Annotated in this window: 13 protein-coding genes; 7 read left to right on the forward strand and 6 right to left on the reverse strand. The window is 45.3% G+C overall.

The genetic code is table 11. The annotated features are described in order from the left end of the window. Window positions 1-166 precede the first annotated feature (166 nt). The 5 genes from BK126_RS19415 to BK126_RS19435 all read right to left on the reverse strand — a co-directional run bounded on the left by BK126_RS19415 (window position 167) and on the right by BK126_RS19435 (window position 5,309). Window positions 167-997 carry an ABC transporter ATP-binding protein gene (locus tag BK126_RS19415; protein ID WP_076314211.1) on the reverse strand — a complete coding sequence of 277 codons (831 nt, stop codon included), beginning with the start codon at window positions 995-997 and terminating at the stop codon, window positions 167-169. Next, on the reverse strand, window positions 997-2,028 hold the full coding sequence (locus tag BK126_RS19420) for a FecCD family ABC transporter permease (RefSeq protein WP_076314212.1): 1,032 nt from the start codon (window positions 2,026-2,028) through the stop codon (window positions 997-999). Before BK126_RS19420 ends, BK126_RS19415 begins: the two co-directional genes overlap by 1 nt. Next, window positions 2,025-3,065 carry a FecCD family ABC transporter permease gene (locus tag BK126_RS19425; RefSeq protein WP_076314213.1) on the reverse strand — a complete coding sequence of 347 codons (1,041 nt, stop codon included), beginning with the start codon at window positions 3,063-3,065 and terminating at the stop codon, window positions 2,025-2,027. Before BK126_RS19425 ends, BK126_RS19420 begins: the two co-directional genes overlap by 4 nt. Beyond that, the gene (locus BK126_RS19430) at window positions 3,058-4,158 is read right to left on the reverse strand and encodes an iron-siderophore ABC transporter substrate-binding protein (protein WP_076314214.1); all 1,101 of its coding nucleotides are present in this window, start codon (window positions 4,156-4,158) and stop codon (window positions 3,058-3,060) included. The genes BK126_RS19425 and BK126_RS19430 overlap by 8 nt, the downstream gene beginning before the upstream one ends. 62 nt (window positions 4,159-4,220) lie before the next feature. Beyond that, on the reverse strand, window positions 4,221-5,309 hold the full coding sequence (locus BK126_RS19435; RefSeq protein WP_076314215.1) for an iron-siderophore ABC transporter substrate-binding protein: 1,089 nt from the start codon (window positions 5,307-5,309) through the stop codon (window positions 4,221-4,223). A gap of 420 nt (window positions 5,310-5,729) precedes the next feature. Here BK126_RS19435 and BK126_RS19440 point away from each other — a divergent pair, with 420 nt between their 5' ends. The 7 genes from BK126_RS19440 (at window position 5,730) to BK126_RS19470 (ending at window position 14,943) form a co-directional block, all read left to right on the forward strand. Next, window positions 5,730-7,265: a malate:quinone oxidoreductase gene (locus BK126_RS19440; RefSeq protein ID WP_076314216.1), complete on the forward strand. Its 1,536-nt coding sequence runs from the start codon at window positions 5,730-5,732 to the stop codon at window positions 7,263-7,265. Window positions 7,266-7,502: 237 nt separating this feature from the next. Beyond that, entirely contained in the window at window positions 7,503-8,459 is a 957-nt protein-coding gene (locus tag BK126_RS19445) for an ABC transporter permease (RefSeq protein WP_076314217.1), read from the forward strand. After that, window positions 8,446-9,405: an iron chelate uptake ABC transporter family permease subunit gene (locus BK126_RS19450; protein ID WP_076314218.1), complete on the forward strand. Its 960-nt coding sequence runs from the start codon at window positions 8,446-8,448 to the stop codon at window positions 9,403-9,405. Before BK126_RS19445 ends, BK126_RS19450 begins: the two co-directional genes overlap by 14 nt. After that, window positions 9,402-10,169, forward strand: a complete 768-nt coding sequence (locus BK126_RS19455) for an iron ABC transporter ATP-binding protein (RefSeq protein WP_076314219.1) — start codon at window positions 9,402-9,404, stop codon at window positions 10,167-10,169. Before BK126_RS19450 ends, BK126_RS19455 begins: the two co-directional genes overlap by 4 nt. A 266-nt stretch (window positions 10,170-10,435) precedes the next feature. Continuing rightward, window positions 10,436-11,497, forward strand: a complete 1,062-nt coding sequence (locus BK126_RS19460) for a siderophore ABC transporter substrate-binding protein (RefSeq protein ID WP_076314220.1) — start codon at window positions 10,436-10,438, stop codon at window positions 11,495-11,497. Window positions 11,498-11,788: 291 nt separating this feature from the next. Continuing rightward, on the forward strand, window positions 11,789-13,423 hold the full coding sequence (locus BK126_RS29490; RefSeq protein WP_179085571.1) for an enhanced serine sensitivity protein SseB: 1,635 nt from the start codon (window positions 11,789-11,791) through the stop codon (window positions 13,421-13,423). A 296-nt stretch (window positions 13,424-13,719) separates the two neighbouring features. Then, the gene (locus tag BK126_RS19470) at window positions 13,720-14,943 is read left to right on the forward strand and encodes a Fic family protein (protein ID WP_076314222.1); all 1,224 of its coding nucleotides are present in this window, start codon (window positions 13,720-13,722) and stop codon (window positions 14,941-14,943) included. 143 nt (window positions 14,944-15,086) lie between these two features. Here the strand turns inward: BK126_RS19470 and BK126_RS19475 are convergent, their stop codons facing one another. Further along, window positions 15,087-16,433, reverse strand: coding sequence for a glycoside hydrolase family 5 protein (locus BK126_RS19475; protein ID WP_076314223.1), 1,347 nt, complete (start codon window positions 16,431-16,433; stop codon window positions 15,087-15,089). Between the last annotated feature and the right edge of the window lie 4 nt (window positions 16,434-16,437).

The raw sequence follows: 16,437 nt of genomic DNA on the forward strand, positions 1-16,437 counted from the left end.
TTATTTGATCCAGATCATTTCCAATTTAGATGTTCGATCTGTTCAAATACGGCCGAATACAATTTCTAAGGTTTCGCAAAAAGAATGCAGAACGAACAGAAGGCACCCGAGCGGGTGCCTTCTGTTCGTTCTGTATATAATTCTTACACGAATCCTGATACAAGCTCTACACGCCTTGGAATTGTCTGGTCAAGGCTGCATTCACATGATATCGTCCCTTCGGCACGATCAATGGTGAACCGGATACAGGATCTTCAATGACTGTGCAGTCCAGTTCAAATACATCCTTGATCAGTTCACTCGTAATGACCTCCGATGGCCGTCCCTCAGCGATGAGCTCTCCCTTGCGAATCGCATAGATATAATCCGCATACCGTGCAGACAGATTGATGTCATGAAGAACCATCACAATGGTTGTCCCGTGCTTCCGGTTAAGATCGGTAAGCAGATCCAGGATCTCCACCTGATAGGTGATATCGAGAAAGGTTGTCGGCTCGTCCAGAAAAAGAATGTCCGTCTGCTGAGCGAGTGCCATCGCAATCCAGACGCGTTGTCTTTGACCGCCGGACAGCTCATCTATGCTGCGGTTGGCAAGCTCCGTAATCTTCATGATCTCCATCGCTTCTGCTACAGCTTCAGTATCCTTCTTCGTCCATCCCCCAAGAAGGGACTGATGGGGGAATCTGCCCCGTCCGATCAGATCGGCGACAGAAATTCCTTCAGGGACGATAGGGGACTGCGGCAGCAGTCCTAGGATACGCGCCAAAGCCTTAGGAGGAATCTTACTGATCGACTTCCCGTCCAGGGTCACTTCTCCAGCTTCCGGCTTGATTAGCTTGGCGAGCGTTTTGAGCAGTGTCGATTTACCGCAGGCATTAGCCCCAATAATGACACTAATCTGATTACTGGGAATGATCAGGTTGATATTCTCAATAATCGTTCGCTGCTCATAACCCGCTGCCAATTGATCTGCTTGAAATACGTGAGTCGGTTTCATTAAAAATCTCCCTTTCGATTCATTCGGATGAGCAGATAGATCAGATAAGGCGCTCCGAGGATTCCAGTGATGACGCCCACAGGGAATCTAGTCTCAAAAGCAAACTGTCCGATTAAATCTGCTGCCAGAACCAAGATAACTCCGACAAGACCGGCAGGAATGACAGTAGAGTAACCTGCACCGACAAGTCTTTTGGCAATCGGTCCAGCCAGAAAAGCAACGAAGGCAATCGGTCCTGTAGTGGCGGTAGCGACCGCAATCATACAGACGGTGCCGAGAATCAGCGCTATTCGCGTTCTGTCCGTATGGATACCGAGAGAAGTAGCTGCCTGCTCGCCAAGCTCTAGCAGGCTCAGATGTCTGCCTAGCAAGACAACGATCGGTGTACATACAAGTACCGTAATGATTAGTGGCGGAAGCTCGTACATCTGGGCGCCGTTAAGTGTACCGCTTAGCCAGCGGTACGCAGAACCGATGTCATGCTCGGAGCTGATCCGCAGCATATAAGATATGACGGAGCCGAGCATAGCATCAAGACCAATACCGACAAGAATTAAACGCCCGAATGAGAAGGACTTTTTATGAGATAACAGATAGAGAAGCATGACCGTAGCCAGACCGGCGATGACAGAGGCAATAAAGATAACCGCTTCACTCGTATGAAGAATGAGGATACAGTATACAGCCGCTGCACTTGAGCCTGAGGTAATGCCGAGTACGTTCGGATTCGCAAGCGGATTGCGAAGCATGGTCTGGAAGACGCTTCCGGCTAGACCGAAGGCAAATCCAGCGAACAAGCCTGCCAGCATCCTCGGCAGACGGATCGTCTCAATCGCGAATGTCGCACCCTTGATATCCTCACCCGATAATACTCGTGCGATCACATCCACCGGATAGATCGTATTCCCAAAATAGAGCATCAGGACGCACAGCACAAAAGCAATAGCAGCAAGTGTTGTCGTTACCAGCACATATTGGCGGCGTCGCTGACGTCTGCCGGATACAATTAAATTGATCGTATTATTCATCATAAGGCACGCACTTTCGATCTCATCGCTAGTATGATTAGAATCGGAGCGCCGACGAAGGCAGTAACGATACCTACTTCAAGCTCTCCGGGTCTTCCAAGGATTCTTCCAATCACGTCGGATCCGGTTAATACGATCGCTCCTGTCAGCGCAGACATGGGAATGAGATAACGCTGGTCAGGTCCGATCATCAAACGTATTAGATGTGTCGCCAGAAGTCCGACGAATGCAATCGGCCCCGCAAGTGCCGTTACTGTACCACATAGAATAACCGCAGCGAATGACGCAATTAGACGCAGAACTCCGGTCCGAACACCGAGGCCGGTTGCTGCTTCATCTCCTAGTGCCAGCGCATTCAGTGCAGGAGCCGTAAATATGGCGATTAGAAAACTAATTAATAGGAAAGGAAAGAAGATCCCGATATCGCTCCAATTTGCTCCCCCGACGCTTCCCACCTGCCAGTAGCGAACCTGATCCATCACGTTCGAGCGTGGAATCATAATGGCGCTTACTAGTGAAGAAAGGGCAGCACTAGTAGCCGCCCCCGCTAACACGAGTTTAACAGGTGTGGGTCCGCCTCGTCCAAGCGAGCCGATCCCCATGACAAACATCGCAGTAACCGCCGCGCCGATACAGGCCATCACGATAAATTCATTAGGCGAGCCAATGTTCAGGAATGCAATTCCGGCAACAACAAACAAGGATGCACCGGTATTTACACCGAGAATACTTGGATCGGCAATCGGATTGCGCGTGACTGCCTGCATGAGGGCACCGGCAATACCGAGTGCACCTCCGCATAAGAGACTGAACACGGTTCGGGTAATTCGCTGCGCAATGACGTTGGCATCATAGGACTCGCTGCTTGGATGGAACAACGCGTCCATTAATTCTTTAAGTCCGATGACTCTTGAACCGAATGCAAGTGATGCCACCACGCAAATACCGAGAACAATCACGCTAAGAATCAGGACCACTACAAAATGCTTCGGTGCGGGCGAATTCTGCGGCTTGTCTGTTAATGTCGCTGGATTATTCATTGACTTTCTTAGCAGATGCATCGATCAATTCCAAATATTCATCAATCGTACTTGCGATTGAAAGTGGATTTGGGTTACCTGCAGCTGCAAGCGGTGTGTTGTCTCCGATCACGACAACCGAGCCTCTTTCAATAGCTGGGACTTTGCCAAGGAGTGGATCTGCTTGGAGGGCACTAAGCAGGTTCTCGTCTCCATAGGTAACGATGATGTCCGTATCTTTAAGCGCATCTGCATTCTCTGCACTTAGCTGCAGATAGAAGCTGTCTTCCGACACTAGACTTGCAAGTCCTTCCGGGAACGTCATGCCAAGCTCCATCAGGAAGTCTCCGCGAGGGTCACCTGGCGCGTATACCGAGAGCTGAGACAGGTCGGTTGGAGTAATATATACGAAGGCAGCTGTCTTACCTTGAATATCTGGATACGCGGATGATTTCTCCTTGATCAGGTTCTCTGTGTCTTCGATGAGCTTCTCGCCTTCTGCCTGCATACCCATTCCCATTGCGTTATACAGAACTTGATCCTGCCAAGTGGTTACCCAGGCTGTCTCTTGATAAGGAATAACCGGAGCAATTTGGCTCAGCGTATCATAATCTTCTTGTGTAATACCCGAGTAAGTAGCGAGAATGACATCAGGAGCGGAGTCAGAGATGGCTTCAAAATCAAGTCCGTCTGTATCCTGATAGACATTCGGATTCGTTACGCCAAGCTCATCCAGCTTCTCCTTCGTCCAAGGCAGCAGTCCGCTGTCGTCTTGTACACCGTAGTTCGCTGCAGAGAAGCCAACAGGTACAACGCCAAGGGCAAGTGCAACATCATGGTTACCCCATTGGATGGTAGCTACACGTTCAGGCTTGCTCTCAATCGTTGTTTCGCCAAAAGCATGCTTAATTGTGATGGGATACTGGGTAGCATCCGCATCCTCTTCGGTTACCGGTGTTTCCGTCTGAGGTGCTTCCGCTGCTGAAGAATTTGCAGGAGCTTCATTCGCAGTTGAAGTTGAATCGGACTCCTGGGCTCCGCAGCCCACAAGTGCAATCGCAAGTATTGCCGATACCGCGATTGTTTTTATAGAGTATTTCTGAGAGTCTTTCATAATACATACCCTGCCTTTTTGAATTTATATTTTTATGGAGTGAGTCAGTTTAGAAATTAGAACTATTCGACCTTGCTGATTGCTTCTGAGATGAGATCCAGGTAATCATCAATCGTATAAGCGATGGACAGAGGATTCGGATTGCCGGCAGCCGCTAGAGGTGTGCCGTTACCGATAAATACAACGGAGCCTCTCTCGATGGCAGGAATTTTACCAAGCAGCGGATCTGCCTTGACAGCTTCATACAAGTCCTCGCCGCCATATCCAACAATGAGATCTGCATCGTTCAGTACATCAGCATTCTCTGCACTTAGGCTCAAGGAGTAGCTGGTTTTGTCTTCAATCTGTGATGTTACGCTCTCAGGATATTCCATTCCAAGCTCAATCAGGAACTCGCCGCGTGGATCTGTAGGTGTATACACATGCATTTTGGACATATCGTCAGCCGAGAAGTTAACCCAGACGACTTTTTTGCCTTGCATTTCAGGGTGTTCACTTGCTTTTTCTTTAATCAGATTCTCGGTATCCTTAATAAGCTGCTCGCCTTCTGCCTTCATGCCCATGCCTGTTGCGTTATACTGCACTTGCTCACGCCATGTTGTAAGCCATGGAGCTGTCGGATAGGCGACAACCGGAGCAATTTGACTAAGAAGGTCATAGTCTTCCTGCGTGATCCCCGAGTAGGCTGCAAGAATGACATCAGGATCAGAGTCGGATATAGCCTCGAAATCCAGTCCATCCGTATCCTGGTATACATTAGGCTGATCTACACCAAGCTCTTTCAGCTTCTCAGCCGTCCAAGGCAGCAGTCCACTGTCATCCTCAACGCCGTAATTGGCCGCAGAGAATCCAACAGGTACAACGCCGAGAGCAAGAACAACATCATGGTTCGCCCATTGGACCGTAGCTACACGCTCCGGCTTACTCTCAATAACGGTTTCGCCAAAAGCGTGCTTGATCGTGATCGGATATTCGGATGCTTCATCCTCGGTAACCGGTGTTTCAGTTTGAGGTGCTTCCGTAGTTGTAGAAGTGGCAGGTGCTTCTGTTGACGTGGAAGTAGAATCGGTCTGCTGGGCTCCGCACCCGACAAGTGTAACGGCTAGTATTGCGGATATTACGATGGTTCTCAGAGAAAAGTTCTGTTTCATTTACGTACCCGTCCTTTATCTATTTATATTTTTTAATGCATTACTAACCTTAAATGGGTGACCAGCGTAGGATATTATGTATGATAATGATTATCAATATCGTAAAACATATAATCCATTTGCCGTATTGTCAATAAAAATCTACTACAATTCTACTAATAGGTAGGGATTTTAGTTCAAAGAGGACGCAATATTTAAGTTTCTGCCATCGGATTTCTCGGAGTTTACACTTTTTAAACCGAATTTAATCGTTTATAATTGTCTGAGAAGAAACACGGAATATTCTACAAAACATGGCACCGGATATGATATGGTAATAGCAGAAGATGTTAGTTCCAAGGTGACGCCCTTGCTGATTGCGACATTTATAGCAGAGCGCTGCCCTTTTTTTACAAATATAGGCGATGAGGAAGGGTTTCAATGAGTGACATACGGATGAATACAGACGTGATCTTGATTGGTGCCGGAGTCATGAGCGCTACCTTGGGTTCATTACTCAAAGAGCTGGCACCTGAATGGAAAATCAAAGTGTTTGAGAAGCTAGGAAGCGCAGGAGAGGAAAGCTCTAATGAATGGAACAATGCCGGCACAGGGCATGCTGCTCTGTGTGAGCTCAACTATACTTCCGAGAAGCCTGACGGATCTATAGACATCAGCAAAGCGACGAAAATCAACGAACAATTTCAGCTATCTAAACAGTTCTGGTCTTATCTGGTCAAAAGCAACTTAATTCGTAATCCGCAGAAATTTATCATGCCCATCCCGCATATGAGTCTGGTGCAAGGGGAGAAGAACGTATCTTATCTGAAGAATCGTTTTAAAGCGCTCTCACAGCATCCGTTATTCCAAGGGATGGAGTTCTCTGATGACCCTGTACAGTTAAAGAAATGGGTACCACTTATTATGGAAGGACGCACATCCAATGAACCGATCGCAGCGACCAAAATTGACTCGGGGACAGATGTCAACTTTGGCGCTTTGACGCGCATGTTGTTCGATCACCTGAAGAGACAAAATGTCGAGCTTCACTACAAGCACAGCGTGAAGGACATAAAACGAACTAGCGACGGACTATGGCAAGTGAAGGTTCATAACTTAAGCAGCAACAAAACAGAGTACCACACAGCGAAATTCGTCTTTATTGGCGGTGGCGGAGGAAGCTTACCGTTACTGCAGAAGACAGGGATTCCTGAATCCAAGCATATTGGCGGATTTCCGGTCAGCGGACTGTTCATGGTGTGTAACAACCCTAAAGTGGTGGAGAAGCATCATGCCAAAGTATACGGCAAAGCTAAGCTTGGAGCCCCACCAATGTCTGTTCCGCATCTGGATACAAGATACATCGACGGCAAGAAGTCCTTGCTGTTTGGTCCGTTTGCAGGCTTTACACCGAAATTTCTAAAGACGGGTTCCTATTTCGATCTGATTGGTTCCGTCAAACCGAACAATATCCTGACGATGCTCTCGGCAGGTGTGAAGGAAATGGCTCTTACCAAATACTTAATTCAACAGGTTATGCTGTCCAATGAGAAGCGGATGGAGGAGCTGCGCGAGTTCATTCCGAATGCGAAGACCGAGGACTGGGGAATCGTGGTGGCCGGTCAGCGTGTACAGGTTATCAAGGACACAGAGACCGGCGGCAGAGGAACGCTCCAATTCGGGACAGAGGTTGTCAGTGCCGCGGACGGATCCGTTGCTGCGCTGCTTGGGGCATCACCTGGCGCTTCCACGGCAGTGCATGTCATGCTGGAAGTATTAGAGAAGTGCTTCCCGCAGCAGATAAAGGGCTGGGAGCCAAAGATCAAGGAGATGATTCCTTCCTATGGCGTATCGCTGGTAGAGAATCGTGCGATGCTCCAAGAAATCTCTACATCAACGTCCAAGATATTAGGTCTTGGCAGTATCGAGCAGGCGTCTATCAAACCGTCTCCCATGAAGCTTAATGGAAGCATGTAGTAGCTGCTGCTGTGCAGCACTAAAAATGTCTGTTTTATCATAGAACATCGTATAGAGGCCTTGGATCCGAGTATGGATTCAGGGCCTCTTGCATATATAGATCAAATGGCTCTAATAAAATTTAATATGGAAAATGGTTTGATAAAAGATAGTTATTAAAATATAATTGACCCATACTCAGAATGATAATCGTTATCAATTGTCATAAAGAGAATACTTATAACATGAGGAATACTTATGAGACTATGGATGTTAATAGCGGCAGCCGTAGTCCTGTCTTTTGTTTCGCTGTTTATTGGTGCGATTGATATTAACATCTTTGACCTGTTCAACGGTAATTCGGATAAGATGCAAATTTTCCTTATCAGTCGGGTACCCCGCTTAATGGCAATCATACTGGCAGGCATCGGCATGAGTATCGCGGGATTGATTATGCAGTCCTTAAGCCGCAACAAATTTGTATCACCCACGACAGCGGGCACGCTTGATGCAGCGAAGCTGGGCATCTTGATATCAATGCTCTTCTTTGCGAATGTAAGCTATACGTGGCAGGTCATCTTCTGCTTTGTTTTTGCACTTGCAGGCACTCTGGTATTTATGAGAATTCTGGATCGAATTAAATTTAAGGATGTTATCTTCGTACCGCTCATCGGGATTATGTATGGTAATATTCTATCCTCAATCACGACATTCTTCGCTTATGAAGGGGATTTGCTTCAAAATATCTCTTCATGGCTGATGGGCAGCTTCACCCTTGTTATTGCAGGGCGCTATGAGCTCTTGTACCTGAGTGTTCCGGCTGTTATCCTGGCGTACTTATATGCCAACAAATTTACGGTTGCAGGCATGGGCGAGGATTTTGCCAAGAATCTAGGTCTGAGCTACAAAACAGTGCTGAATATAGGACTTATCTTAGTTGCGATTATTGCTACAACTGTTGTGCTGACCGTTGGTGTTATACCGTTCCTGGGACTTATTGTTCCTAACATTGTATCACTGTATCTGGGGGATAATCTGCGCAAAACCATTCCGCATACCGCAGCACTTGGTGTAGTATTCCTATTGGCTTGTGATATTGTGGGGCGCATTGTAATTCATCCTTTTGAAATTCCAGTTAACGTAACGGTGGCGGTAATTGGCAGTGCGATCTTCTTATTTATGTTGTTTAGGGGGAGAGCATATGCAAAAAAATAGCACAAAGTTAATTCTACTAGGGGTTGTTGGCCTTGCATGCATTCTGCTCTATGCCTTCTATGATATAAAAGGCGGGTTTGATTATGCCTTCCCAAGACGCATGGTCCGCATCGGGGCTATGGTTGTAACAGGTATCGCTATCGCATATTCAACCGTTGTATTCCAGACGATTACGCGTAATCGGATTCTGACGCCGTCTGTTATGGGTTTGGATTCTATGTATGAGGTCGTGCAGACTTTAATTTATTTCTTTGCCGGCTCCATGTCGGTATGGGTGCTGAATAAGTACTTGAATTTTGGCGCGGCGATTGCTGCTATGGTTCTATTCGCGCTCATCTTGTACCGGTTCCTGTTTAGGGCAGACAAGCATCCCATTTATTTGCTGCTATTAATAGGAATGATCTTGGGCACACTGCTCGGAAGCTTCGTCACCTTCTTGCAGGTATTGATTGATCCGGTAGAGTATCTAAGCCTTCAAAGTCGTCTCTTCGCGAACTTTACCAATGTTAAGGTCGATTTGTTGTACGTGTCTATTGTGATCTTGGGCATAGCATTTATTTATGGTTATCGTATTATGCACAAGCTCGACGTCATGTCACTGGGCCGTGAGAATGCGATCAATCTTGGTATTAACTATGATGGCATGGTCATGAGAGTGCTGATCCTGTCTTCGGTGCTGATTGCGACATCTACTGCGCTGGTCGGCCCAATCACGTTCTTTGGACTCATTGTGGCCAATCTCGCTTATCAATTTATAGTGACCTATAAACACTCTATATTAATTCTGGGGGCCAGCCTAATTAGTATAATCGCGCTGGTCGGCGGACAATTTCTCGTCGAGCATATACTGGAGCTGCGCACCACACTGAGCGTCATCATTAACTTTGTCGGTGGAATCTACTTTATATTCTTATTACTCAAAGAAAGCAGGGCGGCTGGAAGATGATCGAAATCAAAGGATTAACGAAGCGATATGGCAAGAAGCCTGTTGTAGAGGACGTGTCAGTAACGATTGAATCAGGGCTGATCACATCGTTCATTGGTCCGAATGGTGCGGGTAAATCTACCCTGCTGTCCATGGTCAGCCGTTTGCTTGATTCGGATACAGGGGAAGTATTTATCGACCAAAATGATGTGAAGAAGTGGAAGTCGAGCGAGTTCGCAAAGCGGGTATCCATACTGAAGCAGTCAAACTTTATTAATGTGCGTTTGACGGTGCGTGAGCTGGTTTCCTTTGGACGTTACCCTTATTCCAAAGGGCGGCTTAATGCAGAGGATGAGCAGTTCGTAGACCAAGCAATTGAATATATGAATCTTGCTGATATGCAGGACAAGTATTTGGATGAATTGTCAGGCGGACAGAAGCAGCGAGCATTTATTGCCATGGTCATTGCACAGGATACGGACTATATTTTGCTCGATGAACCACTGAACAACCTGGATATGAAGCACTCTGTCCAAATTATGAAAATTCTACGCAAGCTCGTTGATGAGCTGGGCAAAACGGTCATTATCGTGCTCCATGATATCAACTTTGCCTCCGTGTATTCTGACCGGATTGTGGCGCTTAAGGATGGCAAGCTGGTGAAGGACGGGCCGACACATGAAATTATTAATACCGAGGCTCTGCGTGATATCTACGATATGACGATTCCGGTTCAAGAGCAGAATGGTAACCGTATTTGTGTCTATTTTGATGCCCAATCCTAAGTGAAATAGAGTTCCTGATTATAGGCTGAGGAGCAGCTAAAACAGCTGATTTCTCAGCCTTTTTTTAAGATGATCGCTTTAGGAGGGGGCAGCATAAACCAATAAAATTGAACAATTTATTAAATCTCGTATAAGAAATCATGAGAACTTTGTAAAAAACGTTTGACTTATCATGCTTTAAAGCAATATAATGAGAATCGTTATCAACAATATGATAATGATTATCATTATAAATAAGAGAAACGAAAAGGGGAGAGTTAGTGATCATGAAAAAGTGGAAATTTACTTCTGCAATACTTGCCATCGCTTTGATGCTCGGAGCATGCGGAACAACGGAAGAAGGTAGTACAGCGGAAGGAACGAATGAAACGGCAGTCGTTGAGAATGAGACAACGGCAAGCGGAAATGAAGCAGCTGGTGAAGAGACAGCTGTAGAATCAACGGCTACATACCCGCTAACCGTATCTCCTACGGTTGGTTCATCTGAAAGTGAAGAGAACGGAACGATCAACTTTGAAGATGTTACTTTTGAAAAAATGCCAGAGAAAGTCGTTGTATTCGACTATGGCTTCTTAGATACACTAAATGCACTGGGTGTTGAAGGAATCGTTGGTGTTGCTAAAGACTCCACTTTGCCAGCTCACCTTGAAAAATTTGCATCCGATGACTACGTAAGTGTAGGCGGACTCAAGAGCCCGCTGTTGGAAGATATCGCAGAGCTTGAGCCAGACGTGATCTTCATCTCTGGTCGTCAATCTGCTTACTATGAAGAGCTGAAAGAGATTGCTCCCGTCCTCTTCGTGGGTACACAGCAGGATGACTACTGGAACACTTTCCTTGCTTCTGTGGACACGGCAGCCAAAATCTTTGGCAAAGAAGCAGAAGCTAAAGAGTACACTGCGAAATTCGATGCAGCTCTAGAAGAGATCAATACGCTTGCAGGCAACTTTGAGACGTCCCTGGTGACAATGTACAATGAAGGCAATCTGTCAGGATTCGCCTCCGAATCCCGCTTTGGATATATGTATGAAGTATACGGATTCAAGCCAGTAACAGAGGATATCGAATCTTCATCCCACGGCTCTAACTTCGGCTTTGAAGCCATCCTGGAATTCAACCCTGAAGTATTGTTCGTTATCGACCGTACCGCAGCTACAGGCGGCGAATCGAATATCGAAGCCGATATGGAAAATGACATCATCAAGAAAACAACCGCTTACCAGAACGATCGTGTCGTTTACCTTGACGGTCCACTGTGGTACCTGAGCGGCGGCGGCTTGGAATCTGAGCTTGCTAAGATTGAAGAAATATTGGCTGAATTGAAATAATCTAAATGAATAAAGACTGCTACAGAAAAGGGTAGATCCTTAAGTAGCAGTCTTTTTTTTAAGGGAACTAATGAAGAAACCTTGAACATATAAACCGGCTTTGCCCTTGCTGATAGGTGCAAAGCCGGTTTATTGTTGAAGAATAGTACGGATAAGTGATAGAGAAGGTAGAATCTATGTTACATTATGTATAGAGCCCTGTATGAAGCTGGGAAACAGCAGAGCCGAATGAAGCCCGAGATGATATTTGATGAGGAAGCTCACTACAACTTCAGAGACGGAGGGAATGGGATGAACGAGAAACGAAAGGACGAATTAGGAAGAAGGTTTTTGCTAAGCCCCTATATTTTAATAGATGAGTGCAATGAACTGGAAATACAAGAACTGATCTTTCTCATTCATTCAAGTAAACACCTCAAGACAAAAGAGGCAGCTCCAGCGAAGCAGCTGGATGAGAGAATCAGTCTGTTAATTAACGTGCTGCACGAGAAAGTAAGAGACGCAGAAGCGTTATACATAGCCTATGAGAAAAAGACGAATTACCCTTACATTGATGCAGAGGATCGCATCTGGATGTTCTCAACAGAGGAATATGCATCGCATGCAGCCGATTATTTCATGCAGCAGCAGCTGATGCTGGAGATGAAGCGGGTTAACAAGGAAGATCTGATGAAGATGTTTGGCGAGCTTCACATGCTTGGGCTGCAAAAAATACTCGTAGATAATGGGCAGTACCACACCTTGCTGGATCGGGATGAGCTGCTGCCGCCACCGGACTTTGGCGATACACCCGAGATTAATATTCCTGTAACCAATCCAGATTTGCAGCATGCTATTATTCGCTTCTTTCAATTCATTGGCACCAGACGGAGCGGAGAAGGAGCAAAACAGCTGGCCAAGGAGTTTGAGGCCAAAATGTTGTATGAAGTGATTCGTGCCAAGTATCTAGTCCCGATGCAGCTGGAGGAAAAAGTGCCGTCTACGCCAGATGAGCAGGGCAGAAAGACGATCAAGGAAGGTGCAAGAATCCAATTTGCCGTACTGGGCGGCGAAGGCGATTCGAAATGGCTGCCGGTATTTACAGATTGGAAAGAGTTTGAGAAGGCTTACGATAAGAAGGTGTGGAGCAGCAACATTGCTACATACGATGACATCGTGGCGATATCAGCAAGAATGAATGGAATTGTCGTGAATTGCAGGGGGATTCCTATTCCCATCCATGAGAAAAATAAACAGATGATTGAGGCGTACAGACAGGAGCTTGCTTCGGCTTCGGCTGAAGCTTCTAAGGAAGCACCAACCGAGGCTGTACAAGAGAGTAATACAGATGATGTGCCAACCGAAGCAACGAGTGACGCGCCAGATCGAACATCTGATGCAGTACCGAATGAGGTGTCGAGGCAAGCTTTGAATGATGCATCGGCAGATGCGCCAATTAAAGCAGCAACAGATGTAACAATGGACCCGGCAACAGGAGCACAAAATGATAGCCAAGCTGATCGCGAGACGGAGAATACCACTAACATTGGAGCTCAGAACGAAAGTGCAGCCCCAGTTGAGACGAAGCATTCACCTTCTGCCGCGGCAATTGAGGAAGTGAAGGTTCCTCAAGGAACAACGCTGCGGATTGGTGAACCTAGTGAGGTGCCAGAACCTCTCTCCCACTCGTTAAAGGCCTGTCTGAAGAAGCAGAAGGGCGTTAAGAAAGCCTACTTAAAATGGATGGTAAAAGGAGAAGAACAAAGCTATCTCCTCATCGTCGATTTCGAGGGGAGTCAGGCAGAGCTGTTCAGAGACATTGCCCAAGCAGCTTCGCCTTATCTGAACGGATCATTGCTTGATATTACCGATAGCAAGGGCTGGGCTGCCGAACATCTCAGGGATGCGGAACCATTTTATAAGAAGAAACGGTTTGGATTTATTTGATCTAAATAAACGATGGAAGACTAGCAAGTGAATATTTAATATCTATCCTGTCCAAAATAGTAACATTTAATAGACAGGAGATCTTATTTATGAATGTAACTTGTCCTTCCTGTAAAAGAATAGTGAAGATCAAAAAAAACGGAAACGGAAGATGCGAATGTGGAGCTAATATTAAAGTGATAGACAAGGATTAATTCAGTCTATTTGCAAAAAAATAGATATTTTTATAATTAGATATAGACACCCTCTATTTTATATGTAAAATATTCTTTAAAATTAAACAAAGAGGTGTCGACATGAGGTATCTCTATAAAATATTTCATGAAAAAAATGCAACTGATTTTCAGATAAAATACAATGAGAGATTCAACTTTGATTCGACTAGCCGTTTTGGCTTATATATCAAACCGATGAACCAGCCCAATAACTATGAACTATATTATGTTCCTACCAATAATATGCTTCAAGTTGTGAGTAAGATCCATGCAGTGTCTGACCAATTTGAAAATATCTTTAATGAATTACCAACAGTTGCACAGAAACAATTTATAAACGAGTGCTTAGTAGAGGAATTATACAACACAAATGACCTTGAAGGTATAAGAAGTACTCGAGAGGAGATAGCGAGAAGTACTAGAGAAATACAGCTAAATAGAGGTTCAAATAAAAGATTTGAAAGCATGATTAAGTCGTATATACGTCTTCTGAATAATGACATCGTACCTCCAATGACACCTTATAATATACGTGAAATATATGATGATATTACAAATGGTGAGATCGAGGAGCAGGAACTGCCTGATGGTAATATTTTTAGAAGTGAAACAACTTATATATTGAAAAAGTCGGGTACAGGCAAGGTCGTTCATCAAGGAATGACACCAGAGTCTGCAGTTATTAGTGCCTCAGAACAGTTATTACGGTTTATGAATGATAATAATGAGGTTCCTATGATGATCAAAATTGCTATAGGGCATTATTATTTTGGGTATATTGATCCTTTTTATGATGGAAACGGGAGAACCTCAAGATTTATTAGCAGTATCTATTTATCTGAAGTGCTAGGTGATATTTCAACACTTTCCTTATCAAGAGGATGCAATAAATATAAAAATAAATATTTGGATTCTTTTGAGATCACAAACAGCATAAAGAGCAGGGGTGAAATGAACTGCTTTATTGAGAACTTTCTGGAGATCATTCTAGAAACTCTTATACAAATGAATGCAGAATTAAAGGAAAAGAGTGAGTTGTTGAACTTAGCAAGTCGAAAAATAATGGAAGAGAGTATCTTGAAGGATCAGGATGGATTTTACGCGGAAGTCATGTTCGTGTTAGCACAAGACTACTTCTTTGATTCCAGTAGAGGTCTTACAATTAAAGAGCTCAGCGAAATATTTTCGAAATCAGAAGCAACATTAAGAAAAGTGATGAAGGAGTTAAGTTCGTTGTCCCTCGTTGATCAGAAAGGCGAAAGGCCTGCATATTACTGTGTTAAGCAGAGTTACTTTGAAAGTTGAATTATAGATTATAAATAAGGACGGATAGGATTAGGCTTTTTTAGACAACTACAAAAAATCCCATCGTGGTAGCGGTAGAGTTTTTTCTACTGTCTACTATGATGGGAGCATATCATGCGCGGCCCAGTTCTTGTCTAGCTGCGTTAAGCCTTCGTATACTTTTCAACTACATCGACCAGCTCGCTCCAATGGTCACATTGATCCCAATGGAATGAGGAAGGAAGCTCGTAAATCTCTTCCCAGGAGCGTTTCTGCAGATAAGGCTTCAGGTTCTGCTCCACACAGATGACCTGCATGAGGGTTCTCATCCGGAACTGAAGCGGATAGCGCTCATCCTTCGAGATCGGTTTAAAATACGTTTCAGCCATATAATCGACTAACGCTTCTCCCTTTGACTGTTCCTCGTGCTGATTCCATACGAGCTTGATCTCCTCGGTCAGTTTGCGCCAAGGTGTTTCAATCTTAGGATACACAATGCCCATCACGGCAGCATCCTTATAGGTCCAGAGCGCCCAGGAGACATCGTTTGCTTCGCACAGCTCCAGCATGTCTTCAATGATCGTCATCTGAAAATCAATCTGCTCTTGATTGAACACCAGCCCAAGCTCACCACACCAGACAGGACGCTTGTACTTCTCGCGGATGCTGAGCAGCTGGTTGAAGGCGTCGGCAAAGATCTCTTTGCGGCGCGCCCGGTCCATTTCCTCGGTAAGCACAGCAGGTTCATCCACGAACGGATAGAAGTGGAACTCATATGCCACCTGCGGATCATCAATCGGATCCAGCATGGAGAAGTCGGTCGTGAACTTGTTACCCTCAATAAAGATAATATGATGCGGATCGTATTTGCGAATTTCGGCAATGACCTTCTCGTAGAACTCATTAAATGCTGCTGCATTGGTGACCATTGAAGGCTCGTTAACAATATCATAAGCAGCAATCCAAGGCTGATCCTTGTAGTACTGAGCAATATGTCCCCACAGTCCGATGACGGTATCGCGCAAAGCGCCATACTCCCAGAACAACGGTAGGCCGGAGGAGGTGTCCGCGTGCCAGTCCGGATTTTGCCCGCCTGGAACGGAGTGAAGGTCGAGCATGGCATAGATCTCGTATTTTTCACACAAAGCAACAATATGATCGAGATATTTAAAGCCGTCATTCTTGTATTCATGCGGATTTTGATCATCAATAAAGTATTTATAATTAAAAGGAATCCGAAGATGGTTGACGCCGATCTTTTTGAGAAACTCAAAATCCTTCTCATCGACATATTCCAGCAGGAATCGGTCAAAGAACTTGGCGCTGCGCTCTTCGCCATACACCTCGGCAAATGCCTTCTTAATCATGGTGTCTGTCCCAGGGAGTCCAATCATGAAATGCTCTAGGTTCATCCAGGACCCGAGTCCAAAGCCTCGAAATACGATTTTTTCTCCGTTCACCGTAAAATCTTCACCGCGAACCTGTACAAAATTGTGCAATAGATTAGTCATGATC

This window comes from Paenibacillus sp. FSL H7-0326, assembly GCF_001955535.1.
GTDB classification, from domain to species: Bacteria; Bacillota; Bacilli; order Paenibacillales; family Paenibacillaceae; genus Paenibacillus; species Paenibacillus shunpengii.